At 70.2% G+C, this 24,487-nt stretch carries 18 protein-coding genes; 10 read left to right on the top strand and 8 right to left on the bottom strand.

The annotated features are described in order from the left end of the window. Positions 1-4 precede the first annotated feature (4 nt). From AC1RSK_RS10825 to AC1RSK_RS10835, 3 genes are read right to left on the bottom strand one after another with little or no spacing between them, the layout of a single operon-like run. Positions 5-1,885 (bottom strand): hypothetical protein, encoded by a 1,881-nt coding sequence (locus tag AC1RSK_RS10825; RefSeq protein ID WP_492907532.1) that lies wholly within the window; start codon positions 1,883-1,885, stop codon positions 5-7. Positions 1,886-1,887: 2 nt separating this feature from the next. After that, positions 1,888-3,882, bottom strand: a complete 1,995-nt coding sequence (locus AC1RSK_RS10830; protein ID WP_492907533.1) for a heme-binding protein — start codon at positions 3,880-3,882, stop codon at positions 1,888-1,890. After that, positions 3,879-5,180 carry a multiheme c-type cytochrome gene (locus tag AC1RSK_RS10835; protein ID WP_492907534.1) on the bottom strand — a complete coding sequence of 434 codons (1,302 nt, stop codon included), beginning with the start codon at positions 5,178-5,180 and terminating at the stop codon, positions 3,879-3,881. Before AC1RSK_RS10835 ends, AC1RSK_RS10830 begins: the two co-directional genes overlap by 4 nt. 303 nt (positions 5,181-5,483) lie before the next feature. Here AC1RSK_RS10835 and AC1RSK_RS10840 point away from each other — a divergent pair, with 303 nt between their 5' ends. Next, positions 5,484-14,489 carry a cadherin domain-containing protein gene (locus tag AC1RSK_RS10840; RefSeq protein ID WP_492907535.1) on the top strand — a complete coding sequence of 3,002 codons (9,006 nt, stop codon included), beginning with the start codon at positions 5,484-5,486 and terminating at the stop codon, positions 14,487-14,489. Positions 14,490-14,493: 4 nt separating this feature from the next. On the opposite strand, the gene AC1RSK_RS10845 is transcribed toward AC1RSK_RS10840, so the two are convergent. From AC1RSK_RS10845 to AC1RSK_RS10855, 3 genes are all read right to left on the bottom strand, one after another. After that, complete coding sequence (locus tag AC1RSK_RS10845; RefSeq protein WP_492907536.1) at positions 14,494-15,402, bottom strand: FecR family protein; 909 nt, start codon at positions 15,400-15,402, stop codon at positions 14,494-14,496. Between the two features lie 20 nt (positions 15,403-15,422). Then, a complete protein-coding gene (locus tag AC1RSK_RS10850) occupies positions 15,423-16,700 on the bottom strand; it encodes a surface lipoprotein assembly modifier (protein ID WP_492907537.1) in 1,278 nt (425 codons plus the stop codon). Between the two features lie 137 nt (positions 16,701-16,837). Next, positions 16,838-17,695, bottom strand: coding sequence for a TauD/TfdA dioxygenase family protein (locus AC1RSK_RS10855; RefSeq protein ID WP_492907539.1), 858 nt, complete (start codon positions 17,693-17,695; stop codon positions 16,838-16,840). A gap of 174 nt (positions 17,696-17,869) precedes the next feature. Here AC1RSK_RS10855 and AC1RSK_RS10860 point away from each other — a divergent pair, with 174 nt between their 5' ends. The 9 genes from AC1RSK_RS10860 to AC1RSK_RS10900 all read left to right on the top strand — a co-directional run bounded on the left by AC1RSK_RS10860 (position 17,870) and on the right by AC1RSK_RS10900 (position 23,626). Continuing rightward, positions 17,870-18,694, top strand: coding sequence for an urease accessory protein UreD (locus AC1RSK_RS10860; RefSeq protein ID WP_492907540.1), 825 nt, complete (start codon positions 17,870-17,872; stop codon positions 18,692-18,694). Then, positions 18,694-18,996, top strand: a complete 303-nt coding sequence (locus AC1RSK_RS10865; protein ID WP_492907541.1) for an urease subunit gamma — start codon at positions 18,694-18,696, stop codon at positions 18,994-18,996. Before AC1RSK_RS10860 ends, AC1RSK_RS10865 begins: the two co-directional genes overlap by 1 nt. 8 nt (positions 18,997-19,004) lie before the next feature. Continuing rightward, positions 19,005-19,244 carry a hypothetical protein gene (locus tag AC1RSK_RS10870; RefSeq protein WP_492907542.1) on the top strand — a complete coding sequence of 80 codons (240 nt, stop codon included), beginning with the start codon at positions 19,005-19,007 and terminating at the stop codon, positions 19,242-19,244. Then, the gene (locus AC1RSK_RS10875) at positions 19,241-19,546 is read left to right on the top strand and encodes an urease subunit beta (protein ID WP_492907543.1); all 306 of its coding nucleotides are present in this window, start codon (positions 19,241-19,243) and stop codon (positions 19,544-19,546) included. Before AC1RSK_RS10870 ends, AC1RSK_RS10875 begins: the two co-directional genes overlap by 4 nt. Then, the gene (gene ureC, locus AC1RSK_RS10880) at positions 19,547-21,253 is read left to right on the top strand and encodes an urease subunit alpha (RefSeq protein WP_492907544.1); all 1,707 of its coding nucleotides are present in this window, start codon (positions 19,547-19,549) and stop codon (positions 21,251-21,253) included. Continuing rightward, on the top strand, positions 21,253-21,705 hold the full coding sequence (locus tag AC1RSK_RS10885) for an urease accessory protein UreE (protein ID WP_492907545.1): 453 nt from the start codon (positions 21,253-21,255) through the stop codon (positions 21,703-21,705). Before ureC ends, AC1RSK_RS10885 begins: the two co-directional genes overlap by 1 nt. A gap of 171 nt (positions 21,706-21,876) precedes the next feature. Beyond that, positions 21,877-22,542, top strand: a complete 666-nt coding sequence (locus AC1RSK_RS10890) for an urease accessory protein UreF (protein WP_492907546.1) — start codon at positions 21,877-21,879, stop codon at positions 22,540-22,542. Next, positions 22,539-23,165 (top strand): urease accessory protein UreG, encoded by a 627-nt coding sequence (gene ureG / locus AC1RSK_RS10895; RefSeq protein WP_492907547.1) that lies wholly within the window; start codon positions 22,539-22,541, stop codon positions 23,163-23,165. Before AC1RSK_RS10890 ends, ureG begins: the two co-directional genes overlap by 4 nt. Positions 23,166-23,227: 62 nt before the next feature. Next, entirely contained in the window at positions 23,228-23,626 is a 399-nt protein-coding gene (locus AC1RSK_RS10900) for a hypothetical protein (RefSeq protein WP_492907548.1), read from the top strand. Here AC1RSK_RS10900 and AC1RSK_RS10905 read toward each other — a convergent pair whose 3' ends face one another. Both AC1RSK_RS10905 and AC1RSK_RS10910 read right to left on the bottom strand, forming a co-directional pair. Continuing rightward, positions 23,627-24,088 carry a hypothetical protein gene (locus tag AC1RSK_RS10905; protein ID WP_492907549.1) on the bottom strand — a complete coding sequence of 154 codons (462 nt, stop codon included), beginning with the start codon at positions 24,086-24,088 and terminating at the stop codon, positions 23,627-23,629. It lies immediately after the preceding gene. 71 nt (positions 24,089-24,159) lie between these two features. Next, complete coding sequence (locus AC1RSK_RS10910) at positions 24,160-24,390, bottom strand: hypothetical protein (RefSeq protein WP_492907550.1); 231 nt, start codon at positions 24,388-24,390, stop codon at positions 24,160-24,162. Positions 24,391-24,487 lie beyond the last annotated feature (97 nt).

Genomic DNA, 24,487 nt, shown 5'->3' on the forward strand with positions numbered 1-24,487 from the left:
GGCCTCAGAACGCCAGGGTCGCGTTGAGCAGGATCGAATAGTAGCGGTCGTCGTCCTCGGAGTTGGTGAACAGGTCGCCGAAGCCGTCGCCCGGCTCGAACACGGCCCCCGAAGCGCGGAAGACGATGTTCTGGGTCATCCAGGGGCGCCAGATGGCCCCGAGCGACATGTCCAGGCCCAGCTCCTTGGGGATCGAGCCCTCGTTGCGCAGCACCTGCACGACGATGGTGTCGTCGAACCACAGGTGGTTGAGGTTGGTGCTCAGCCGCACCTGCGGCGTGATGTCGAAGTCGGCCCCGACGCCGAGCAGCACCGTGCCCGGATTGTTGAAGTTCGACTGCCCCTCTTCCTTCGACGAGCGCAGCGAGTTGAGGACGCCGTTGCGGCCATTGATGCCCACCGCCCGGCCGCCGCCGGCGAAGGGGATCGACTGGCGGATCCAGTAGCTGGTGTCGGCCCCGGCGAACTGCGGGTTCTCGAAGATGGCGTCGAAGCCCTTCTCGACGTTGTCGTAGGGATCGTCGTCCCCCGAGGCGTAGAGCAGCGAGCCACGCAGCCGCACCCAGTCGAAGTCGATCGACGGCTCGATGGCCGCGAACCAGGCGCGGATGTCGGCCGGTTTGCTGGTGAAGATGGAATTGCGGTCCTCGCCGAACGCCCCATAGAGGCTGCCTGACAGGTTCAGCCGCCCGATCCGTCCGTCGGCGGAGTATCCGAGATAGAGGACATCGTAGTCGCGGGGCCGCAAATTGCCGATCAGGGCCGGCCGCACCGGGAAGCCGTTGTCGTCGACCTGGATCTCGTCGGCCTCGTCGTTGCGGTTGTAGACGGCGGTGACCTGGGAGGTCATGCCGGGGACCGGGAAATCCTGGCGGTAGAGGTTGGCGACCAGCAGCTGGTCATCGCGCAGGGTCTGGGTGACGTCGTTGAGGCCGGAGTTGGTGTCCTTCTCGACCCGCCAGAAGAGGGCCAGGTTGTACTGCCAGCGATTGTTGTCGCGGTTGCCGAACAGCCGGACGCCCAGCTGGTTGTCCTGGAACAGGAAGCCCCGGAAATCGGCGTTGAAGGGCTGGATACCGACCCGTATGGAATCGAAGTCGTAACGGTCGGAGACGTTGCGCAGGTGGTAGTCGACGAAGGCTTCCTGCACCCCGATGAACCCGTCCTCGCGGTCGGTCCCGCGGCTGGGTTTGACCGACAGGACGCGGCGCTCGTTGATGTCGGCGTAGTTGTAGTTGAAGGCCAGGGTGACCCGGGCCTCGAAGTCCGGCGGCTTGAAGGCCGTCGAGCCCTCGATGAAGGCGAGGCCGGCGATGAAGGTCTGCGAGGCGACGAAGCTGTCGGCGCGGCCGAAGACGTCGTTGCTGCCGGGCCCAGCGGTGGTCTGCACACCGACGGGCACGGGGAAGCTGCGCGGTTCGAGGACCGTGTCCATGATGCCGGTGAAGACCAGGAAGCGGTCGTCGGTCCCCGGGATCGGCCGGTCGCCCTTGAAACTGTTCTGATTGTAGGGGTCGAACCAATTGTCCTTGACCCCGAACTGGTCGGCCAGCCGCCAGCGGTCGGGGATCGGGAAGTGGTCGGCCGGGAAGGCCTCCGGCGGCGGGGCGTTGACGGCGCCGGGGTTCTCCTGCGGGTCACGCTCGGGATAGGTCTCGATACGGCCGGGCCGGCGGCGCCAGGGCAGCCATTCGAACATCGACTCGGGCTGGGCCTCGACCGCCGGGGCCGGCGCGGTCGCCTCGGGCGGCGGGTCGGCGGCCTGCTGCATGGCCTCGTCGACCGCCCGGTCAAGCACCGTCTCTTCCGCCGCCCAGGCTCCGCCGGCCAGCAGCGAGGCGGCGGCCACGCTTCCGAGCAGCAGGGCAAGGCGGCGGGCGACCATGGTCAGATCCCCGAGCAGACGTTGGAGGCGCCGCTGTCGATGTAGGGCGCGAAGGGACAGTTGACGTAGCGCAGGCGGGTGGAGGTCGCGCCCTGGACCACGACGACCGTGTCGGAGCGGATGCCCGGGGCCGCGTGACCGATGGCGCCGCCGGCATTGGTCAGGCCCAGCGCGCTGATCATGTCATCCTGGTCGATGCCGTCGCCGGAGACGCCGATCGCCCCGACCAGCTGGCCGCCGCGGTAGATGGGCACGCCGCCGGGGAAGATCTGCAGGCCGTTCTGCAGCCGGTTCTGGCCGGGGCGGGCGTCCGGGAGGGCGGTGCAGCGGGCCGGGGTGTCGGCCCCACCGCCATTCACAAAGGTCAGGTGCTGGCCGAGATTGCCGAGCACCAGGGCCGACTGCAGGCCGGTCGAGAAGGGGCTCCATTCGGCGATCGAGCGCGACAGCGGGCCCGGCGGCCGGCCGACTTCGCCGTCCGGGAAGTAGGGCCGGTGCAGGTTGCCGATGGCCCGCACCGAGAAGGCGACGGTGCCGGTCAAGGCGTCGGGACGGCCCAGGAAGGTGCGGGTCGCCGGCACGAAGGACCGGACGTCGGCGCTGGGGTCGGCGCTCAGGTCGGCGCCGGCCACCGGGTTGCTGACGAAGGCCGCCGAACGGGCCTTCTGCAGGGAGACGTCGATGCCGAACACCGGGGCGTCCGGCGAGCGGACGATGCCGAGGATGTCGCCGTGGGTGTCGACCACCGAGATGGTCACCTGGGCGCGGCTGTCGAGCGGCCGGCGGATCTGGGCCCGCGCATGGCGCATGACGGCGAAGGCCTGCTCCAGCAGGGCCCGCGCCTCGGCGGCGGTCAGGGGGGTGGTGACGCTGGCCCCGTCGGCCCCGGCGACCGGCGGGTAGCGGTTGGCGCCGGCCCCGTTGGTCAGCACGAAGGCGTCCGGGTCGGCGAACTCGGCGGGGGCCGCGTCGCGCACACCGGACCCCTCGGTCCCGAAGGTCTGTCCGGCGATGGCCCCGCCGCCGGGATAGTAGCCGGTCACGGCCACGAAGGCGCCGGTGCCGCCCGGCAGGCTGCCAAGCGCCGGCGCCGAGGCGGGCGTGCTCATCAGGTCGGAGGTCGTGGCGTCGCTGAAGCGCAGGCTCGTGCCGTCCACCGTGATGCGGTCGGCCTTGATCTCGGTGGCGGCGTCCAGCCCGCTCATGGCCGCCAGGGCGATGATCTCTTCCAGGTCGTTATCGACATCGATGACATTGGGGTCGAAGCCGTAGTCGCCCTCGGCGATGACGCCGACGCCGCCGACCAGCACCCCGCCCTTGTAGAGCGGGAAGCCGCCGGGATCGGCGGCCAGGCCGAGCGGCGAGCGCTTGGGTCCGAGGAAGGCGGTGGCTCCGCCGCCGGCCGCATAGCGCCGCGACAGGTCCGAACAGGGCAGCTGGCTGAACTGCACCCCGAACAGCGGGCCGCTCTCCAGGCCGACCGCGCCGGGGGCCGGCGGGAAGTGCTGCTGCACGATCATGCTGGCCGTGCGGCTGGAGAAGGCGTTGCCGGCCGAGGAGAGGTAGGCGCCGGTCACCGCCTTGGCGATGGCCCCAGCCTCGGCCGGGGCGACGACGCCCTGGATGTCGCGGTTGACGCCCGGTCCCGGGCGGATGGTGATGGTCGCCGGCGCCCCGGTCATCCGGTAGACGGCCAGCACATTGCCGACCCGGTCGGTCACGGCGATCACCGAGGGCCGGGTGCGGGCCCGCGCCTCGGCCACCGCGCGGGCGATCACACCCTCGACGTCGGCGACGCTGAGCGCGGCCAGGCCGAGCGCCGGATAGACCGGCGCGGAACCGCCGCCGCCGCCTCCCCCCCCGCCGCCGCCTCCACCACCTCCGCCCCCACCGCCGCCACCGCCGCCACCGCCGCCGCCGGAACAGCTGGCGACGACAAGCGAGGCAGCGACGAGGACGCTGGTAATCGTACGGGGCAGAACAGAAGCCCGGATCATGTGGCGCGCTCCAGGGCGTTCCGCACCCGGCCGAGGGCCGCGCGGAAGTCACCCGGTCGATAGGCGTTGGGGTCACGGACGGCGGCATAGGCCGCCTCGATGTCACGGCGCATGCCGCCGGCCGCGCCTGAGGAGACGCTGCCCTGGTTGACGGCGGCGGTCAGCAGGGTGTCGACGGCCATCACCGCCTGGGCCCCGCCCGAATAGTCCGTGTAGCGAACGGTCAGCGCGTCGCCGAGCACCAGCCGCAGAATGGCGATGGTGTCGCCGCCGCTGAAGCCCCGCCCGGCGAACCGTCCGCCCAGCTGCCGCGTCGTGGCGTTCAGCCGGCCCGCCGCCGCCAGCATGCCGGCCCGGTCGCCGGCCATCGCCTGGTGGAAGGCCCTGGAGTCGGCGGCGAAGCGCTCGGCCAGCTCCGGCGCGGCGACCCGGGCCGCGGCGTTGAGCAGGATCATGTTCTCGTCATTGTAGGGCGGCGCGCCCCAGACGATCGGCCGGCCGGGATTGGTCCCGAAACGCACCGGCGGATTGGCCTCGTCGCTGATCGCCCGGTGGCAGCTGTGGCAGTCGAAGAAGTAGAATTCGGGGAACACCCCCTCGCTGCCTTTCGAAGAGGCGAACAGGGTCAGGGAGCGCTCCAGCGCCATGGCCTGGCCCACCGCCCAGGTGGTCACCCCGCCGGCCGACCGCTTGCGGGCCAGGTAGTCGGCGTCGACGGTGTGGTGGCGCTGGAAGCTGTTGAACAGGTCCAGCTCGAAGCTCATCCGCGGGTGGCCGGCGGCCATCATCCGGTGGCTGACGAACTGGCCCGGCTTGCTGCTGCCGAAGTGGCAGTCCAGGCAGGTGCTGGCCAGGACCTTGGGGTCGTCCAGCGGCCGCATGCCCCGGCTGAGATTATCGGCCCGGCTGGCGGTGGCGGTGTAGTGGCTGGCCAGCCAGTCGCCCGAGCCGCCGTGGCAGGCTTCGCAGCCGACCCCGTCCGAGACCTGGAAGGTCGGCCCGCGCCGGGCGGCGTTGTCGGTGTGGCAGCCGAGGCAGGCCGGCGCCCTGGAGGCCTCGCCCATGCCCAGGCGGTCGGCGATCTTCTGGGCCCAGGGGGTCTGCAGGCTGCGCCAGGCCTTGGAGTGGGCCCCGGCGGCGCTGGTGAAGTCCTGCCAGACGACCAGCTCGTTCTGCCGCACCACCGGGCCGTCGCCGCCCGGACGCCCGTGGCAGGTCGAGCCGGCGCAGCTGCCAACGCCATTGTGAACGGCCTGGGCGGCGGCCGGGGCGGCAAGCAGCAGCAGGGCCGCGAGCATCGCCCACGCCGCACCCGCACCGACCTTGCCCGCGAGCAAACGCTCCACCCGGCCCCCTTTGAACACGCGTCCCCAGCCTCCCCGGCCAGGGTCCATCCCCGAACCACCAACGATAACACCAATCACCGGTCGACCAAACGGAATGCAAGCGGATGGGGAGCCAATCGCGCCGCTACCCGGTCCGGTTAACCCCTTCAAATTTGACGCCAAAACCAAACGCGCCGAAGCTGCGTATCTGACGAAGGCCGCTTGCGGCGCGTCAGTCGGTCGGAGGGGCCGATTGGGGTTTCAGGGGAAGACATCGTGGCCGTAAAAACCAGTTCTCGCGACGCCCCCCTTGCGGCCTTGATCCCGGGGGACAGCGAGCCGCTGGCCGCGCCCCGCATCGTCTCGGGAGCCGCCGACACCGGCGCCGCCACCGAGAACGGCGGGGCCGTCGTCCTGCCGGTCCTGAGCAACGACACCGGCGTCGTCGGCATCGTCCAGATCAACGGAACCAGCGTCACCCCCGGCTCGGTCATCACCCTGGTCTCCGGCGCCCAGATCCAGGTCAACGCCAACGGCACGCTGACTTTCCTGGTCAGCGCCGCCTACCAGAACCTGGCCGCCGGCCAGACGGCCACCGAGAGCTTCACCTACGTCGCCACCGACGGCGGCGCCTCCTGGATCGCCCCCGACGGGGCCTTCGCCGCCGGGTCGATGACCGCCACCCACGGCTTCTCGATCATCGGGGCGGCGGCCGGCGACCTGTCGGGCTACGCGGTCAGCGGCATCGGCGACGTCAATGGCGACGGGCGAAACGACATCCTCATCGGCGCCCTGCAGGCCGACCCCGGCGGCCGCACCAACGCCGGGACCAGCTACGTCATCTACGGCCGGGCCGGCGGCTACGCCTCGCCCATCGACCTGGCGACCCTGAGCACCGCCAACGGCTTCGCCATCAACGGCGTCGCCGCCGTCGACTACAGCGGCACGGTCATCGACGGCATCGGCGACGTCAACGGCGATGGCCGGGCCGACTTCGTCATCGGCTCGCCCTGGTCCGACGGCGCGCCGGGCGCCAACGCCGGGGCGGCCTATGTGGTGTTCGGCCGGGCGGCCGGCGGCTTCTCCGGATCGCTGGACCTTTCCAGCCTCAACGGTTCGACCGGCTTCGTGCTGCGCGGGGCCGGGGCCGGCGATGGCCTGGGCTTCGCCGTCTCAGCGGCGGGCGACCTCAACAACGACGGCATCGCCGACCTGGTGGTCGGGGCCCGCGAGGCCGATCCCGGCGGCCGGGTCTCGGCCGGCAAGGCCTATGTCCTGTTCGGCCATACCGGCGCCTTCAGCGCCTCGATCGACGCAGGCTCGCTCAACGGGACCAACGGCTTTTCGCTGTCGGGGATCGATGCGGGCGACGTGGCCGGCATCTCGGTGGCCTCGGCCGGCGACCTCAACAACGACGGTATCGCGGATCTGATCGTTGGCGCGGCCGGCGGCGATCCCGGCGCGCGGACGGCGGCCGGCGAGGCCTATGTCCTGTTCGGCCACACCGGCGGCTTCGCGGCCAACATCGACCTGGCCAGCCTGAACGGGACCAACGGCTTCACCATCAATGGCGTGACGGCGGGCGACAACGCCGGCTGGTCGGTGGCCTCGGCCGGCGACCTCAACGCCGACGGCATCGACGACGTCGCCATCGGCGCCCTCTATGCCGACCCCGCCGGCCGGACCAGCGCCGGCTCGGTCTACATCCTTTACGGCCGCAGCGGCGGCTTCGGGGCCAGCGTCAACCTCTCCAGCCTGGCCGGCACGACCGGCTTCGTCATCACCGGCTCGGCGGCGGGCAATCTGACCGGCCACACGGTGAGCTCGGCCGGCGACGTCAACGCCGACGGCATCGACGACCTGCTGATCGGCGCTCTCTACGCCGACGGGGCCGGCGGGACCGATTCCGGCGAGACCTACCTGATCTTCGGCAAGGCCGGCGGCTTCGGGGCCAGCCTGGATCTCACCGCCCTCAACGGCATCAACGGCTTCCTGGTCGGCGGCGGGGCGAGCGGCGGCTTCAGCGGCCAGGCGGTCTCGGCCGTCGGCGACGTCAACGGCGACGGGATCGCCGACCTGCTGATCGGCTCGCCCAACGCCGACCCCAGCGGCCGCACCGACGCCGGCGTCTCCTACCTGCTGTACGGCGGCGCCAACATCGCCCGGCTGACCAGTCCGACCACCGTCACCGTCACCATCACCGGAGCCAACGACGCCCCGACCATCGTCTCGGGTGGCGGCGGCGCCAACGCTGTGGCCAGCCGCGTCGAGAACGGGACCAGCGTCGCCACCGTCACCGCCGTCGACATCGATAACGGCGCGGTCATCACCTACAGCATCGCCGGCGGCGCCGACGCCAGCCGCTTCACCATCAACGCCACGACCGGCGCCCTGAGCTTCGTCGCCGCCCCCGACTTCGAAGCCCCGACCGACGTCGGCGCCAACAACGTCTACGACGTCATCGTCCAGGCCAGCGACGGGTCCCTGAGCGACACCCAGGCCTTCGCCGTCACGGTGACCAACCAGGGCGAGGCGCCCGCCATCACCTCCAACGGCGCGGGAACCGCCGCCGCCCTGTCGCAGGCCGAGAACGGCGCTGCCGTCACCACCGTCACCGCCGCCGACCCCGACGCCGGCGCCCTGCTGACCTACAGCATCGCCGGCGGCGCCGACGCCGCCCGCTTCACCATCAACAGCACGACCGGCGTCCTCAGTTTCGTCAGCGCCCCCAACTTCGAGGCCCCCGCCGACGCCAACCTCGACAACGTCTACAACGTCATCGTCCAGGTCTCCGACGGCGCGCTGACCGACACCCAGACCCTCAGCGTGACCATCACCAACGCCGCCGAAACGCCGGTGATCACCTCCGGCGGCGGCGGGACCAGCGCCATCGCTTCGACGGCCGAAGGTTCGACCGTCGTCGCCACCGTCACCGCCACGGACCCCGACGGCACGTCCCCGACCTTCGCCATCGTCGGCGGCGCCGATGCCGCCAAATTCAAGATCAACGCCGCCACCGGCCTGCTCGAATTCAAGGTCGCCCCCAACTTCGAGGCCCCCACCGACGTCGGCGCCAACAACGTCTACGACGTCATCGTCCGGGCCAGCGACGGCACGCTGTTCGACACCCAGGCCCTGGCGGTCACCGTCACCAACGTCGCCGAAGCCCCGGTCATCACCTCCAACGGCGGCGGCGCGACGGCGACGCGGTCGGTGGCGGAGAACCTCACGGCCGTCACCACCAACCTAGCCACCGACCCCGACGGCACGACCCCGACCTGGAGCATCGTCGGCGGCGCCGATGCGGCCCTGTTCAGCGTCAACGCCACCACCGGCGCCCTCAGCTTCGTCACCGCCCCCAACTTCGAGGCTCCCGGCGACGCCAATGCCGACAACGCCTACGAGGTCGTCGTCCAGGCCAGCGACGGGACCCTGGTCGATACGCAGGCCCTGACCATCACCGTCACCAACGCCAACGAGGCGCCGGCCATCACCTCCGGCGGCGGCGCGGGCTCGGCGGCCTATGACGTCACCGAGGGCACGACCGGTTCGCTGGTCAACACCGCCGTCGATCCGGACGCCGGCTCCACCCTGACCTGGGCCATCATCGGCGGCGCCGACCAGGGCTTCTTCGTCATCGATCCGGCGACCGGCGTGCTCGACTTCGCCAACCCGCCGGACTTCTCCACCCCGCTCGATAGCGGCGCCAACAACATCTACCAGGTGCAGATCCGCGTCAGTGACGGGGCCCGCACCGACACCCAGACCCTCAACATCCGGGTCACCGACACCAACGGCGCGCCGGTGATCAACTCGCTCGGCGGCGGACCGACCGGGGCCTATTCGATCTTCGAAGGCACCACCGGCCCGACGACGGTCAGCGCCACCGATCCCGACGGCACTACCCCGACCTACAGCATCATCGGCGGCGCCGACGCCGCCTTCTTCACCATCAACGGGACCACCGGCCTGCTGCAGCTGGCCGCGCCGCGCGACTTCGAGACCCCCGCCGACGCCGGCGCCAACAACGTCTACGAAGTCATCGTCCGCGCCTTCGACGGCACGCTGAGCGACACCCAGACCATCAGCCTGACGATCCTAAATACCAACGAGGCCCCGGTCATCACCTCGAACGGCGGCGGCCCGTCCGCCACGGCCAGCGTCCTCGAAGGCGCCGCCGCCGTCACCACCGTCACCGCCGCCGATCCCGACGCCGGGGCCAGCCTGACCTTCTCCATCGTCGGCGGCGCCGACCAGGGCCTGTTCACCATCAACGCCACGACCGGCGCCCTGGCCTTCATCTCCGGCCGCGACTTCGAGGCCCCGACCGACGCCGGCGGCAACAATGTCTACGACGTGACGGTGCAGGTCTCCGACGGAACGATCACCGACAGCCAGGCGATCGCCGTGACGGTGACCAACGGCAACGAGGCGCCGGCGATCACCTCCGGCGGCGGTGGGGCGGGCGCCACCGCCAGCATCCCTGAGAACATGCTGGGCGTCACCACGGTGACCGCCAGCGACCCGGACGCCGGCGCCAGCCTGGCCTTCTCCATCGTCGGCGGGGCCGACCAGGCCCTGTTCACCATCAACCCGACGACCGGGCTGCTGGCCTTCATCAGCACACGAAACTTCGAGGCGCCGGCCGACGCCGGCGCCAACAACGTCTACGACGTCGTCGTCCAAGTCTCCGACGGTACGCTGAGCGACACCCAGGCCATCGCCGTGACGGTGACCAACACCAACGAGCCGCCGGCCATCACCTCCGGCGGCGGCGGCGCCAACGCCACCGCCAGCCTGGCCGAAAACACCACCGCCGTGACCACCGTCACCGCGGCCGATCCCGACGCCGGCGCCACCCTGACCTTCAGCCTGGCCGGCGGGGCCGACGCGGCCCTGTTCACGATCAACGCCACCACGGGGGCGCTGAGCTTCATCGCCGCCCCCAACTTCGAGGCCCCCGCCGACGCCGGGGCCAACAACATCTATGACGTCGTCGTCCAGGTCTCCGATGGGGCCAACACCGACACCCAGGCCATCGCCGTCACCGTCACCGACGCGCCCGAGGCCCCGGCCATCACCTCCGACGGCGGCGGACCGACCGCCAGCCTCAGCCGGGCTGAGAATGGAACCGCCGTCACCACCGTCACCGCCAACGATCCGAACGGCGCGACCCTGACCTACAGCATCGTCGGCGGCTTCGATCAGGCCCGCTTCACGATCAACAGCACGACCGGTGTGCTCAGCTTCGTCGCCCCGCCCAACTTCGAGGCCCCCACCGACAGCAACACCGACAACAGCTACCAGGTCGTCGTCCAGGCCTCGAATGGGACCTTCAGCGACAGCCAGGTGATCAATGTCGCGGTGACCAACCTCAATGAGGCGCCGGTCATCACCAGCAATGGCGGCGGCGCGGTCGGCGGCTACACCATTTCCGAGAACACGCTGGGCCCCAACTCGATCGTCGCCGTCGATCCCGACGCCGGCGCCACCATCACCTACAGCATCATCGGCGGGGCCGACGCCGCCCGCTTCGTCATCAACGCGGCCGGCGTCATCCAACTGGCCGCCAATCCCAACTTCGAAGCGCCCGCCGACGCCAACGCCGACAACGTCTACACCGTCATCGTCCAGGCCAGCGACGGGACGCTGACCGACACCCAGACCATCAACCTGACGGTCACCAACCAGAACGAAGCCCCGACCATCACCTCCAACGGCGGCGGCGCCACGGCGACCAAGAGCGTGTTGGAGAACAGCACGGCGGTGACCACGGTGACCGCCACCGACCCCGACGGCGTCGCCACCCCGCTGACCTTCAGCATCGTCGGCGGCGTCGACCAGGCGCTGTTCACCATCGACACCAACACCGGCGTCCTGGCCTTCGTCAGCGGCCGCGACTTCGAGGCCCCCTCCGACAGCAACGGCGACGGGGTCTACAACGTCGTCGTCCAGGCCAGCGACGGGACCAACACCGACACCCAAGCCATCAACGTCACCGTCACCAACCGCAACGACGCCCCGGTGATCACCTCCAACGGCGGCGGCGCGACGGCCAACATCACCCGGGCCGAGAACGGCGCCACCTTCGTCACCACCGTCAGCGCGACCGACCAGGACGCCGGCGCTGTGGTCACCTATTCGATCTCCGGCGGGGCCGATGCGGCCCGCTTCACCATCAACGCCACGACGGGAAACCTGAGCTTCGTCACCCCGCCCGACTTCGAGGCCCCGACCGACAGCAACGGCGACAACCGCTACATCGTCCTGGTCCGGGCCAGCGACGGCCAGCTGGCCGACGTCCAGACGCTCAACGTCTTCGTCACCGACATCGGCGAGGTCGGCATCCCGCCGACCATCACCTCCAACGGCGGCGGCCCGACCGCCGCCATCAACATCGCCGAGAACAGCACGGCGGTGACTACCGTCACGGCCACCGATCCCGACACCGTCACCCTGACCTACGCCATCGTCGGCGGCATCGACGCTGGCCTGTTCACCATCGATGCCAACACCGGCGTGCTGTCGTTCATCAGTGGACGGAACTTCGAAAACCCCACCGACTCCGGCCTCGACAGCGTCTACGACGTTGTCGTCCGCGCCTTCGACGGGGCCCTGTCCGACACCCAGGCCATCGCGGTCACCGTCACCAACGTCAACGAGGCCCCGGTCATCACCTCGGGCGGCGGCGGGCCGACGGCCAGCTTCAATGTCGCCGAAAACCTCGTCCCGGCCTTCGTCGCCAACATCACCGCAACCGACCCCGACGCCGGCTCAACCCTGACCTTCGCCCTGGCCGGCGGCGCCGACGCGGGCCTGTTCACCATCAACACCGCCACCGGGGCGCTGGAGTTCATCACCTCGCCCAACTTCGAAGCGCCGACCGACGCCAACCTCGACGGCGTCTACGAGGTCGTGGTCCTGGTCACCGACGGGACCCTGTTCGACAGCCAGGCCATCTCGGTCACCGTCACCAACGTCAACGAAGGCCCGGCCATCGTCTCCGACGGCGGCGGGACCAACGCCGCCGTCAATGTCGACGAGAACACCAACCTGGTAACCTTCGTCAGCGGCACGGACCCGGACGCCGGGGCGGCGCTGACCTACAGCATCGTCGGCGGCGTCGACCAGTCGCTGTTCACCATCGACCAGACAAGTGGCGAGCTACGTTTCGTCACCGCCCCCGACTTCGAGACCCCGACCGATTCCGGAACCGACGGCGTCTACAACGTCGTCGTCCAGGTCTCCGACGGGACCTTCAGCGACGCCCAGGCCATCGCCGTCACCGTCACCGACGACAACGAGCGGCCGGTGATCACCTCCGACGGCGGCGGCCCGACCGCCTCGATCAGCCTCCAGGAGAACGAGCCCGACGTCACCACCGTCGTCGCCGTCGACCCCGAGGGCCAGACCGTCACCTACAGCATCGTCGGCGGCCCGGACGGGGCGCTGTTCGACATCGACCCGGCCACCGGCTTCCTCAGCTTCGCCACTCCGCCGGACTTCGAAAGCCCGCAGGACTTCGACGGCGACAACAAATACGAGGTCGTCGTCCAGGCCTCGGACGGGGTGGAGGTCCGCCAGCAGACCATCACCGTCACCGTCACCGACGACGCCGGCGAAGCGCCCGGCCCGACGCTGACCAACCTGATCGGCATCTTCACGGTCAATGAGGCCGACCCGGTCAAGCGCATCGACTTCGACGTCGCCTATTCGAACGGCGTGGCGAACTACAACGGCGCCACCCTGCGGGTCAGCGGCCTGGACGCCGCCGACCTGGTGTCGGTGATCAACTTCGGCGGCGGCCCCGGCCAGGTCGGGGTCAGCGCCGGCAGTACCTTCACCGTCTCCTTCCAGGGCTCGCCGATCGGCACCGGCACGGGCGGCTCCGGGACCGACCTGGTCATCATCTTCAACGGCAACGCCACCCGCCAGGCCATCGAGGCGGTGGTCGAGGCGCTCGGCTACCGCTCGACCTCGGACGTTCCAGTCTCGCCCCACACCCTGACCATCGAAATCGTCGATCCCCTGGCCCAGTCGGCCAGCGCCGGGGTGCGCATCGTGCTCAATGCCGATGTGCTGAACGGCACCCCCGGGTCCGACACCCTCAACGGCCTGCGCGGCAATGACACGATCAACGGCTTCGCCGGAGCCGACAACCTGTTCGGCGATGTCGGCAACGACATCATCTACGCCGGAGACGGCTTCGACAGCCTCGACGGCGGCGACGGCGACGACACCCTCTATGGCCAGGCCGGCGACGACACCATCATCACCGGCGACGGCTTCAACCTGGTGTTCGGCGGCGACGACAACGACCTGGTCTACGGCGGCCTTGACGTCGACCTGCTGCACGGCGACGCCGGCGACGACCAGCTGTTCGCCCTCGACGGCAATGACCAGCTGGACGGCGGCGCGGGCGACGACAGCCTGTTCGGCGAGGCCGGCGACGACAGCCTGGACGGCGGCGGCGATAACGACAGCCTGCGCGGCGACTCTGGCAACGACTTCCTGAGCGGCGGCAGCGGGGCCGACGACCTCGACGGCGGCAACGACGACGACACCCTGCGCGGCGGCGACGACAACGACACCCTCGACGGGGGCTTTGGCGACGACAAGGTGTTCGGCGAACTGGGCGACGACCGCATTCAGGGCGGCGACGGCGACACCGACGAGATCGACGGCGGCGACGATGTCGACGTCGACACCGTGGTCTACGTCAACGCCAGCACCGAATACACGGTGGCCTTCGGCGACGAGAACGACATCTTCGTCACTGGTCCGGGCGGCTTCACCGACCACCTGTTCGACATCGAGTTCCTGGAGTTCGCCGACACCACCATCGATGTCAGCAACGACATCCCGCAGTTCACCTTCGACGGCGGCGGCGACGAGGCCTTCATCACCGTCGACGAGAACGTCACCTTCATCGCCTTCATCACCGCGACCGACAACGACGCCGGCGCCGTGCTGAGCTTCGCCATCCTCGACGGAGCCGACTCCGGCAGTTTCCAGATCGACTCCGCGACCGGCGAACTGACCTTCAACATCCCGCCGGACTTCGAAATCCCGTCCGACGCCGACGGCGACAATATCTATGCGGTGGAGGTCCTGGTCAGCGACGGCCGCAGCGAAGACCGGCAGACCATCTTCGTCACGGTCAACGACGTCGCCGGCGGCATCATCGTCGCGCCCAAGGGCGATGGCGAACCGATGAACGCCCCGGCCCTCGCGCCGCCGGAGGAGGTTCCGACCGGGGTCGAAGGCGGTTGGTTGTTCTAGCCCCCTAAGGGATCGGGTCCACCGGCGGGAACAGCGGGAACGGACCGTCGCCGGCCGGATTGTCGCGCACGTCCGGCGTCGGCTCGAAATTCTCCGAGCCGTCGGCCGGCGGTTGCCCGTCCGGCCCGTCGGCGGCGTCGCCAGAGGCGACATAGGCCGGTTCAGTGTCGCCGCCCCGGCCGCTGTCGTCCGCCGAACTGGGTGGCGGCAGCAACAGGGCGATCAGCTGGGCCGAGACCTCGTCGGTCAGCTCGAACGGTCCGAACACCCCGGCGTCGGTGACGATCAGCGCCAGGCCCGGACGGTCGAGGACCGTCGTCCGCCCGCCGCGCTCGACATCGATGGCCCCGGGGGTGTCGAAGCTGTCGGACGAGCCGGCCGGGCCGCGCAGCACAACCAGCAGCATGGTCTCCGGATCGCCGGTGAACGGCGGCACGCCGGGCTGCTCCTTGAGCAGGGCCAGGGCCTCGGGCCCGACCAGGCCTTCGACGATGGTGCCGCGCACGCCGATCGAGGCGACCGGTGTGGTGATGGCCTGGCGCGAGGGGCCCCGGGAGGTCTTGCCGGAGGCGAAGCGGAAGGCCCCCTTGGCGACGCTGGCGCTGACCCCGCCCGGATTGTTCGGCGCGGGGGCGACGAAACGGTCGACGGTCATCCGGGCGTTGGCGCCGACGGTGAAGGTCGAGCGGTCGCGCAGCAGCACCTGCACCTGGCTGGCCGGACCGGTGACATATTGGTCGCCCAGCTTGACCGGCCCGCGCACCACGGCCGGCCGCAGGGGGGCGGGGCCGCTCTTCTGCTGCACCTGGTTGCGGATGGCGGCGTTGACGCCGACCTGCTCCTGGGCGAGCGCCCCGGCCGACAGGGCCAGCCAGCTGGCGGCGGCGAGGGAGAGGATCCTGAGCGTCTTCATCGGATGCGTTCCTGACAGCTCTAATTACGCGCGCCGAAGCGCCAGATCAGGCGAAGCTCCGCCCCCCAGCCTTCGTAGTCGGCGAGCGGGAAGCCACTTTCACGGCTGGCGTAGGTCAGCGCCCCTTCCAGGGCGATGTCCTCGCGCAGGTCGCCGGTCGATCCCCTGCCGGAGAAGGCGCTGAGCGGCGCGCCGACGGCGAGGCGGCCGTTCAGCCGGGTGTCCTCGCGCTGGCGGCCGAGCAGGAAGAAGGGATCGGCCTCGTCGTACTCCAGCCACCGCGCCGAGCCCGTGCCCGAAAGGTAGACGCCGCGCTTGAAGCGCTGATCGAGGCCGAGCGACAGGCGTGGGCCCGAATAGCCGAACGGCTCGTAGGAGGCGGTCTTGACCTCGTAGCCGAGGCCGCCAGTGACGGTCGTGCGGGCGGCCAGCTTGTGGCTGAGGGTGACATCCAGGCTGTAGCGCTCGCCGTCGCGGTCGCCGCCGATCAGGCCCGACACCGCATCGATGGCCGGCTCGTCGTAGTTCTGGTCGACCGCCTCGGCCCGCAGGCCGAACGTGGTGCGGTTGGCGACCCGCCAGTTGAAGGCGCCGCGGACGCCCAGTTCGGTCAGCTGCGGGTCGCCCTCCAGCCGCACCTGCCGCGCCACCACACCGACCCGCAGGCTGGTCAGCCGCGTGCGATGGCCGACGCCGCCCTCGCCCTCGAAGCGCTGGAAGTCGACGGCCGCGCCGGACAGCGCGGAGCGGTCATAGGCCAGGCCCGAGCCGTACAGCTCCCAGCTCTTGCTGTTGCCCAGGTCGAGGCGGCCGTTCAGGGCCAGGGACAGTTCGCTGGAGGTCCCCTCTTCCTTCGGCGGCGCGCCGAAGATGTCAAAGGCGGTGAAATAGGCGCCGGCCGCGTCGTCCTCGTAGATCACACCCGCCGTCAGCCGGCCGGAGACGGCGTGGTCGGCGGTCTTTTCCTTGATGCGCGACAGGTAGCGGTCGGCCTCGGCCCGTTGCAGCGGCGAGAGGTTGGCGCCCTTCAGCCGGTCCAGTTCCGCCTTGGCGCCCTGGTAGTCGCCCAGCCGGTAGAGCAGCACCGCGTAGAACAGCCGGTCGGCGTGGCGATTGGGCTCCTGGATCAGCACCCGCTCCAGCGCCGAGGCGGCCGCCGACAGGTTGCCCTGCGAAGCCTGGTCGCGGGCATAGGCGAGGTTCAGCTCGACATCGTCCGGCGCCGCCATGACCGCGTCGAAGTCCTGGGCGCCGGCCCCAGAGGCCGTCCCCAGGGCCAGCGGCAGCGCGAGCAGCACCGGGGCGAACGCCCTTGAAAACCTGTTGACCAAGACAGCGCCCCCTCGCGCCAAATCACGGCGACTTTCCGCCTCGACCTTGGAGTTAGGGCGTTGATGGGTCAAGGCAAATGCCTGTTGCACCCAGATGGGGCAGCCTAGGCCTGGGGGACGTCGCCGGCCACCGTTGTGCGGTGCATCACCCGCAGGTGGCCGTCATAGCCGCCATCCGCGAAATGCAGGGTGCAGCGGTTGTCCCACAGGGTCAGCATGTCGGCCGCCCAGTGGTGGCGGTAGACGAAGTCGTCCTGGGTGATGTACTCGAACAGGAAGCGCAGGATGGCCATGCCCTCGGGCCGGGTCATGCCCTCGATGCCGACCGTATAGACCGGACTGCAGAACAGCGCCCTGCGGCCGCTGACCGGGTGGGTGACGACCAGCGGGTGGGCGACGGTCGCCTCCGCCTCCTCGCTGACCACGATCTGCATGGTCCGCTTGCCGGTTTCCTTGGCGAAAACCCCGGACGGCCCATAGGCCTGCCGGGCGCTGTGCACGGCCCTTAAGGGCGCGAGCATCGCCTTCATGGTGTCCGACAGGGTCTCCCAGGCCCGGTAGCAGTCGGCATAGAGGGTGTCGCCCCCGACCGGCGGCACGACCTGGGCATGCAGGAGGGTGCCGGCCGGCGGCGTCTTCTGGAAGCTCCAGTCGGAATGCCAGCCGGCCCCGAAGTTGGTCGCCGTCTCGTCCGGCTCGCGGCGCAGCTCCAGCACATTGGGCCGGCCCGGCATCGGCTTGATGAAGGGGTCCTCGCCGAACGGGCCCAGCTGCAGGGTGAAGGCCTCCAGGGCGTCGAGGTCCATCGGCTGATTGGGAAAACAGATCACCGAGTGCGCCGCCCAGGCTTGGCGCACCTCGGCCAGGACGTCGGCCGGCAGCGGCCGGGTGAGATCGAGCCCGGTTACGGCGGCGCCGAAGCCGTGCGGCCGCGGTTCGACCTGGATGCTCTGGTAGGCCATCGGCGTCTCCCATCGGCGCTGTCGCGCTCTTGGCGGCAGCTTCCTCCAATTCCGCCCGCGCGTCATCCCGCCCCCGTGGAGGACGGCGCCTAAAAAACAGGCGTTCGTCCGAAAGCGCGCCGGCGGACGGCCGCGCCCGTTGGACCTTGCCAACCCGCCGCCGACAGTGCGGCCATGGACCTTGCGACCCTCGACCTTCCGGCCGCCGCCGTCCCGCAACGGGCGCGGGGGACCGCGCGGCTGGTGGTCCGGTCGGAGGATGGCCGCACCCGGCTGTCGCGCCTCTACCAGGAGGGTTCGGCCAAGCTGCGCCTGCCACGCGCGCGGGGCGCCGCGCTCGAGGCGGTGATGATCAACTCGGCCGGCGGCATGACCGGCGGCGACCGCTTCGCCTGGACGGTCGAGGCCGGGGCCGGGGCCCACGCCGTCCTCACCACCCAGGCCTGCGAGCGCATCTACCGGGCCAGCGCCGATGTTGCCCGGGTCGAGACCAGCCTCACCCTCGAAGCCGGCGCCCGGCTCGACTGGCTGCCGCAGGAAACCATCCTGTTCGACGGCTCGGCCCTGTCGCGCCGCATCACCGCCGAGGTCGCCGAAGACGCCAGCCTGCTCGTCGCCGAGGCGGTGATCCTCGGCCGCCACGCCATGGGCGAGACCTTCGCGCGCGGCGCCTTCCACGACCGCTGGCGCATCCGCCGGGGCGGCCGCCTGGTGTTCGCCGACGACCTGAAACTGGACGACGACATCCCGCACCTGATCCACCAGCCCGCCCTGCTGGCCGGGGCCGGCGCCTTCGCCACCCTGCTGCTCGTCGCGCCCGAGGCCGACACCCGCCTGGACGCCGTCCGCGCCGCGATTGGCGACCTGGGCGGAGCCAGCGCCTTCGACGGCAAGCTGGTCGTCCGCCTCGCCGCCGCCGACGGCCTCAGCCTGCGCCGCGCCCTGATCCCGGCCCTCGCCGCCCTCGGCGCCGCCCCGCCCGCCGTCTGGACCCTCTGATGAACCTGACCCCCCGCGAAAAGGACAAGCTGCTGATTTCCATGGCGGCCATGGTCGCCCGGCGGCGGCTGGAGCGCGGCGTCAAGCTGAACCACCCCGAGGCCATCGCCCTGATCAGCGACTTCGTCGTCGAGGGGGCCCGCGACGGCCGCTCGGTCGCCGAGCTGATGGAGGCCGGCGCCCACGTCATCAGCCGCGACCAGGTGATGAGCGGCATCGCCGAGATGATCCACGACGTCCAGGTCGAGGCCACCTTTCCCGACGGCACCAAGCTGGTGACCGTCCACCACCCCATCCGCTGAGAGGTCCGATGACCCGCATGCTTTCCGCCCTGCTGATCCTCAGCGTCGCCACCCCCGCCGCCGCCCACGAGGGGCACGGCGCTCCGGGCCTGCTGCACGGCTTCAGCGGCGAGCACGGCCTGGCCCTGCTCGCCGCCGTCGGCATCATGGGCCTGACCGTCTGGTTCCGGACTCCCCTGACCCGCATGGGCGAGCGCCTGACGGCGCCGCTGGTCCGGCTGATCGCCCGCTACCGGAGCCGTTCATGATTCCGGGCGAAGTCATCACGGCCGAGGGCGATATCGAGCTCAACGCCGGCGCCCCGCGCATCACCCTGGAGGTGGCCAACACCGGCGACCGGCCGGTGCAGGTCGGCAGCCACTACCATTTCTTCGAGACCAACCCGGCGCTGGCCTTCGACCGCGACGCCACCCGCGGCTGGCGGCTCGACATCGCCGCCGGCACGGCGGTGCGCTTCGAGCCCGGCCAGACCCGCGAGGTGACCCTGGTCCCCATCCTCGGCGGCCGGCGCATCTACGGCTTCCGCCAGTCGGTGATGGGGGACCTTTAGATGGCCCGCATCGGCCGCGCCCTCTACGCCGACATGTTCGGCCCGACCACCGGCGACCGCGTGCGCCTGGCCGACACCGAGCTGTTCGTCGAGGTCGAGAAGGACTTCACCACCTATGGCGAGGAGGTGAAGTTCGGCGGCGGCAAGGTGATCCGCGACGGCATGGGCCAGGGCCAGCAGACCCGCGCCCAGGGCGCCGTCGACACCGTCATCACCAATGTGCTGATCATCGACCACTGGGGCATCGTCAAGGCCGACGTGGCCCTCAAGGACGGCCTGATCGCGGCCATCGGCAAGGCCGGCAATCCCGACACCCAGCCCGGCGTCACCATCATCGTCGGCCCCGGCACCGAGGCCATCGCCGGCGAGGGCAAGATTCTCACCGCCGGCGCGATGGACGCCCACATCCACTACATCTGCCCGCAACAGGTCGAGGACGCCCTGATGAGCGGCGTCACCTGCATGCTGGGCGGCGGCACCGGACCGGCGACGGGCACGAAAGCCACCACCGCCACCCCCGGGCCCTGGCATCTGCAGCGGATGATCGAAGCGGCCGACGGCCTGCCGATGAATCTGGCCTTCAGCGGCAAGGGCAATGCCTCCCTGCCCGGCGGGCTGGAGGAACAGATCCTGGCCGGCGCCTGTTCGCTGAAACTGCATGAGGACTGGGGCACCACCCCGGCCGCCATCGACAACTGCCTGACCGTCGCCGACGCCTACGACGTCCAGGTGATGATCCACACCGACACGCTCAATGAGTCCGGCTTCGTCGAGGACACGGTGGCCGCCATCAAGGGCCGCACCATCCACGCCTTCCACACCGAGGGGGCCGGCGGCGGCCACGCGCCGGACATCATCAAGGTCTGCGGGCTGCCGAACGTGATCCCCAGCTCGACCAACCCGACCCGTCCGTACACGGTCAATACCCTGGCCGAGCACCTCGACATGCTGATGGTCTGCCATCACCTCGATCCGTCGATCCCGGAAGACATCGCCTTCGCCGAGAGCCGCATCCGCCGCGAGACCATCGCCGCCGAGGACATCCTGCATGACCTGGGCGCCTTCTCGATCATCTCCAGCGACAGCCAGGCCATGGGCAGGGTCGGCGAGGTGCTGATCCGCACCTGGCAGACCGCCGACAAGATGAAGCGCCAACGGGGGCCGCTGCCCGGCGACGGGGCGGCCGACAACGCGCGGGTCAAACGCTACATCGCCAAATACACGATCAACCCGGCGATTGCGCAGGGCGTCAGCCGCCACATCGGCAGCGTCGAGGTCGGCAAGCGGGCCGACCTGGTGCTGTGGGACCCGGCCTTCTTCGGGGTGAAGCCCGACCTGGTGCTGCTCGGCGGCTCGATTGTCGCCGCGCCGATGGGCGATCCCAACGCCTCTATCCCGACGCCGCAGCCGGTCCACTACCGGCCGATGTTCGGGGCGCTCGGCAAGGCCCTGACCCGGTCGTCCGTGGTCTTCACCTCGAAGGCGGCGCTGGACGGCGGCCTGCGCGGCCGCATCGGCACGGATAAGCAGCTTGTCGCCGTCGAGAACGTGCGCGGCGGCCTCTCCAAGGCCAACATGATCCACAACGACGCCCTGCCGCACATCGAGGTCGATCCGGAGACCTATGAGGTCCGCGCCGACGGCGTGCTGCTCACCTGTGAACCCGCCACGGTCCTGCCGATGGCCCAACGGTATTTCCTGTTCTGATGCTGAAAGTCGCCGCCATCCTCCCCGCCGGAACCTGGTCGTCCGCCGCCGACCACGTCACCCTCGACCAGGACGGCCGCCATCGCCGCCGCACCGTGCTGACCAGCGACCACCTGGGCATCGACGCGCTGCTGGACGAACCCGCCGCGGTGCAGCTGAAGCATGGCGACGGCCTGAAGCTCGACGACGGCCGCATCCTCGAGGTGCTGGCCGCCCCCGAGGACCTGCTGGAAATCACCGCCCACAGCCCCGAACACCTGCTGCAACTCGCCTGGCACCTGGGCAACCGCCACCTGGCCACCCAGATCGACGGCCAGCGCCTGCTGATCCGCTACGACCACGTCATCGCCCACATGCTGGAGCATCTGGGCGCCCATGTGCATCGGGTGACGGCGCGCTTCGACCCCGAGGGCGGCGCATACGGCGGAGCCCACCATGTTCACGAACACTAACCGTCCCTTCTCCCGCTTGTCGGGAGAAGGTGGCCCCCGAAGGGGGTCGGATGAGGGCAGCGCCAGCCTTGGACGGTTGGCGTGCCGCTTCCACAATAACTCCCTGACCGCCGGCGGTGCCCTCATCCGACCGCTTCGCGGCCACCTTCTCCCGACAAGCGGGAGAAGGATATGAGCGCGCCGCTTCTCAAGCTCCTGACCTGGCTTTCGCCCGCCTTCCCGGTCGGCGGCTTCAGCTATTCGCACGGCCTGGAGACCGCCATCGCCGACGGCGCCGTCCACGACCGCGCCAGCCTCCACGCCTGGATCGCCGCCCTGCTCGCCCACGGCTCGGGCTGGACCGACGCCGTCCTCCTGACTGAAGCCTGGCGCGCCTCGACCAGCGCCGACAGCCAGCGCCTCGCCGACGCCGCCGAGCTGGCCGACGCCATGGCCCCTTCCCTCGAACGCCGCCGGGAGTCCCTCAGCCAGGGCGCCGCCTTCCTCATCGCCGCCCGCGCCTGGCGGCCCTTGGGTTTGATCCCAGCCTACGGCGACCCCGCCCCCTACTGCGTCGCCGTCGGCGCCACCGCCGCCGCCCATTCCGTGCCGCTGGAGCCCGCCCTGACCGCCTGGCTCCACGCCTTCGCCAGCAACCTGACCAGCATCGCCCTGCGCGCCGTGCCGCTCGGCCAGACCGACGGCGTCGCCGTGCTGGCCGCTCTGGAACCTCTGATCCTCGAAACCGCCGCCCGCGCCGCAGCCTCGTCCCTCGACGACCTCGGAGCCTGCGCCCTGATGAGCGACATCGCCTCCATGCGCCACGAAACCCAGCCCGTCCGGCTGTTCATCTCATGAGCACAAACGGACCCCTGCGCGTCGGCATCGGCGGCCCCGTCGGCAGCGGCAAGACCACCCTGACCGAGAAGCTCTGCAAGGCGATGCGGGGCCGCTACTCGCTCGCCGTCATCACCAACGACATCTACACCCGGGAAGACGCCCTCATCCTCAACCGCCTGCAGGCGCTGCCCGAGGACCGCATCATGGGCGTCGAAACGGGAGGCTGCCCGCACACCGCCATCCGCGAGGACGCCTCGATCAACCTGCGCGCCATCGACGAGATGAACCAGCGCCACCCAGGCCTCGACATCATCTTCATCGAGAGCGGCGGCGACAACCTGGCCGCCACCTTCAGCCCCGACCTCGCCGACCTGACCCTCTACGTCGTCAGCGTCTGCCAGGGCGAGAAGATCCCCCGCAAGGGCGGCCCGGCCATCACCCGCAGCGACCTGCTGATCATCAACAAGACCGACCTGGCGCCGCATGTCGGGGCCGACCTGTCGGTGATGGAGAGCGACGCCAGGGTCCAGCGCGGAACCCGGCCGACGGTGATGAGCGACCTCACCCGCCTCAAGGGCGTCGACGACATCGTCGGCTTCATCGAGCGGCAGGGCGGCCTTGTCGAACGCACACCGGCCTGACCGTCAGTTGACGCCTCTCCGGTCCGGGCGCAGCCTGCCCGGACAACAAGGGAGGATCCGCCGTGCGCCCTGTTCTGTTGCCCGCGCTTCTGTTGCTCGCCGCCCCGATGAGCGCGCCCGCCATCGCCGCCGAGCCGGCCGAGTTCTGCTATGACGTCGCCGTCCTCGGCACCCTGCGCAACACCAACGAGGGCTATCGGGTCTCGGTGTCGAAAACTTATGTCGGCGGCCGGACGCCGAGCCACATCGCGGTTTTCATGGACACCGAGTACGGCGCCGTTCCCAGCATCCCCTATCACCGCGACGCCGTCTTCTACCTGAAGCGGCTGGGGGGCGGTTACTTCGGCGTCCTCAGCACGGCCGGGCGGGAACAGCTGGACGGCCGCGGCCTGCTGACCCGCGCCCGGGTCGACCAACTGGCCCGGAAACGGAAGCTGCCGCGGTGCCCGGCGACCAGCTGATCAGGGCTGGGCGTTCAGGCTGACGGCCTTGACGCCCCGCTCGCCTTCGAAGGTCACCTCGATCCAGACCATGCAGTCGGCGATGTCGAGATTGTAGGTCGGACCGCCCTCGCGGACGTTCATGGACCCCTCGTTCGGCAACAGCCGGGCCAGCTTGGCCTTCGCTTCGGCCGGCCCGTCATGGCTGTCCAGCCCCCACGGCCAAGGCGTCCCGGTCCCGGCAACCAGTTCCTTGTCCATCATGAAGCCATCACCCAGGGCGTAGCGCGTGCCTTCCGGTTCGGCGAAATAGCATTCGAACTGGCAGTCGACCTCGACCGCCCAGGCCGGCGGCGCCTTGACCGGGTCTTTCCAGCGCAGCCGCCCGAAGGTGTCCACTCGCGCCAGGGCCTCGTCGCAGGACATCGCCGTCGCGGGGCTGGCGAGGGCGGCCAATAGCAGGGCGATTGTCCAGACGCGCATTCCCATCCTCCATCCCGCTCAACGGCAGGATGGCCGAGGCCCGGTTGAGCGGCAAGCAGCTGGCGGAATGGTCAGCCCAGGCCGTCCAGGCAGTGCAGGAGTGGGTGCGGGTCGATCAGCGTCGTTCCTTCAAACGAAAGGTCCAGCCTTGCCAGGTCCGCCATTCGCGCCAAGGGCGCTGGCAGGTCCGCAAACCGCAGCGTGACCTGCGGCCGCGCCTGAAGCTCATAGGCCAATAGGTACTCCGACGGGCGATGGACATCGGACCAGTCAAAGACGAACAGCCCGCGCGCGCACAGCATCTGAAAGCTCTCACAGAGACCTTGGTCGTTCGGTGGAGCGGACCGTGCCGGAAGCCCGCGAAGAGCAAACTCGACATCGATATCTGGAGGACCGGAG

This window comes from Caulobacter sp. GW821-FHT11A05, assembly GCF_058809015.1.